This is a genomic window from Catenibacterium sp. UBA627 (assembly GCF_002299355.1).
GTDB lineage: Bacteria > Bacillota_I > Bacilli_A > Erysipelotrichales > Coprobacillaceae > Catenibacterium > Catenibacterium mitsuoka.
This window is the reverse complement of the sequence record NZ_DBPF01000094.1, coordinates 2,703-5,756: the sequence shown is the minus strand read 5'-3', so window position 1 is coordinate 5,756 and position 3,054 is coordinate 2,703. Positions and strand designations below refer to the sequence as shown.

Below are 3,054 nucleotides of genomic sequence, written 5' to 3'. Positions count from 1 at the left end.
AATGAAGCAATCGCTTCATCAATCTTCTTCTGAGAAACACCATTTGTGTTAGCTACTTCTTTTGCCCCAGCTAAAGCAGGTGTGAACTTATTCCAAGATTCTTCAGTATATTTCTTAGAATCTAAAGCATCAGCCTTAGCAATTAAATCATTTAAAGTATCCTTATTTAATAAAGACTTATAAGAGATACCATAACCACGTTTATACTTGATTGTATCAGTGTAAAGCTTAGCAGTCTTGTCATATACAGGAATATTAACTGGAAGTGTTCCCTGAGCACCAAATGTACCTAAAGCAACTTCGATACCAGCAATAATGTTAGGTCCATAAGCAGCTTTAGAAGATGTAACTCCACCAACAATTGCTTCAGTCACATCTACTGAAGAACCTTTACATCCATATACAGCAAGAATAGCATCTGCATTAGCATACATCTGTACATCATATGGTTTATCTACTGACATCACGATAGACTTCTTACCCTTTTCATGAGTATAGTCTACAATACCTTCTACATAAGAATATAACCAATGATTTGATGAGAAGCGGCTTGCAGCACTTATTTCTGAATTAACGAATACTGTATCAGCCCAATCAATGTTTCCTTTTACAGCATCCATATTTGAACCGTTATATCTTACTACTTTAACTTCTGCAGAGTCTGGGATAAGTCCTGCTTCTTTAGCACGGTTATAAGCCATGATCATCTGTGCTCTTTCATTGTCATATGGACAAAGCATTAAGATCTTCTGGTTTTCTTTTACTACTACTGGTAAAGTATTGTTTTCATTCTTTACAACAGTAACAGCTGCTGCTGCGATTTCTCTTTCAGTTGCTCTGTTAGTGGCACTACCTACTGTTGATAAAGCTTTGTTTAGAGAGAAATCAGATTCTTTCCAATCTAAGATACCTCTATTTTCTTTTACTGTTAAAATTCTTCTGCATCCATCATCTAATCTAGATTCAGAAATTTCACCCTTCTTAACAGCATCTTCTACATAATCAATAATTGTGTCTAGCTTCTTAACATCTTCCTGGTTGTAAAGAACTGTAGGCATACAGATTAAATCAGCACCTGCTTCAATCGCAAGCTTAACTGCCTGTGATTCACCAAATGTATCAGCAATAGCCTTCATGTTCATCGCATCAGTACTTACTACACCTTTGAAGCCCATTTCACCCTTTAATAAATCAGTGATGATTGCTTTTGACATAGTCGCAGGTTTCTTTTCTTCATTACCTGTTTTTTCTGAAACAACAGTTGTGTTATCTAATTGTGGATATAAGATATGTGCAGTCATGATCATTTCAATACCCTGATTGATTGCAATCTTATATGGTTTTAATTCATTATTTAATAATTCTGCTTTTGATTTGTTTACGATAGGTAAACCATAATGTGAGTCAGTGGCTGTATCACCATGACCTGGGAAGTGCTTCGCACATCCAATAACGTTATAGTCTTTCAAACCAGCGATTGTTGCAGAAGCCATGTTCCCTACTAAATCTGCATCATCACTGTAACTTCTTAGACCAATAACTGGGTTGTTGGCATTATTATTGACGTCAACAACAGGTGCTAAGTTAGTATTAATACCAATACTACTTAATTCACTACCAATAATCTGACCTGCTTTTTTCGCATACTCTGTATTATGAGTTGCACCAAGTGCCATGTTACCAGGTAATGCTGTACCTGAACCTAAACGGTATACATTACCACCTTCCTGGTCAGCACTGATTAATAGTGGAATACCACCATCTTTTGTGGCTGCTTTCTGCATTGCCATACTTAAGTTATAAGATTGTTCTGTTTCCTGGATGTTCTGGGCAAAATAAATAAGTGCTCCAAAATCATAGTCTTCGACAATCTTTCTGACTTGGTCATTCATCTTAGTAAATTCATGACCTGTAGTCTGTGCACCATCACTTAAGTCTTCATCCCAGTAACGGAAGTCTACCATAAGCATCTGTGTAATCTTTTGTCTTGTACTCATATTAGAGAGTAATTGATCCACTCTGCTTGTGGCATTGACTTTAGATGGCAAAGCCATTGAGAGTGCCATAGCTGTACTAAGTGCTATAGCGGATACCTTCTTCATATTATTTTCTCCTTTCGAATGTATCTTACATAGATATTGTAGCGCTTACATGTTACTTATGCAACATATATTTCATTTTATTAATTTTATTTATGTAATTTAATTTTAATATAGTATATCTGCCTATGCACGGTTAAAAAAGCATGATATACATGAGATAATATGAGTTACAATATTTCAACATTTGAAAAAGAACTGTATGACTGTAATATATATGAGATAGTAAAGATTATGTTAAGGGGGATGGTTATATGGAAGAAAGGAATAATTTTGCGAAGGGAAAGGTTTCTACACATATATTATCTATTGCAGGACCAATGATCGTAGCACAGTTGATTAATGTACTCTATAACGTGATAGATAGAATATATATAGGACGTATTCCTCATACTGCAACACTGGCTATGGGAGGACTGGGAATATGTCTTCCTATTATTTCTATAGTGATTGCATTTTCGAACTTGTTTGGTATGGGTGGTGCCCCACTTTGCTCTATTGCAAGAGGAAGAGGGAGAAATGATGAGGCAGAAGTGATTATGGGGAACGCCTTCTTCTTATTGGTTCTATTTGGAATAGGTTTGATGTTGATTGGGTTTATCTTTAAAGAGAAGATCTTATGGATGTTTGGAGCAAGTACGCATACATTCAAGTATGCGAATGATTATTTGACTATTTATTTGTTTGGTACTGTGTTTGTGTTAATAGGACTCGGTATGAATAGTTTTATTAATAGTCAAGGTTTTGCGAAGATTGGTATGATGACAGTACTGATTGGGGCAGTACTGAATATAATATTGGACCCTGTATTTATATTTTTATTAGATATGAATGTAAAGGGAGCAGCACTCGCAACAGTACTGTCACAATTTGTATCTGCTTTATGGACATTACGCTTTCTAACAAGTGATAAAACGATCCTTAAGTTAAAGAAAGAATGTATGCATTTAAATCC

The 3,054-nt window shown here is 35.4% G+C and carries 2 protein-coding genes; one reads left to right on the top strand and one right to left on the bottom strand.

The genetic code is table 11. The features are described 5' to 3' along the window. Positions 1–2,102, bottom strand: a 2,102-nt coding sequence (locus B2S90_RS05850) for a glycoside hydrolase family 3 protein (RefSeq protein ID WP_286696701.1), incomplete at its 3' end; no start/stop codon positions are given. Positions 2,103–2,353: 251 nt separating this feature from the next. Between B2S90_RS05850 and B2S90_RS05845 the strand changes: the two genes are divergently transcribed. Further along, positions 2,354–3,054, top strand: a 701-nt coding sequence (locus tag B2S90_RS05845; protein WP_286696700.1) for an MATE family efflux transporter, incomplete at its 3' end; no start/stop codon positions are given.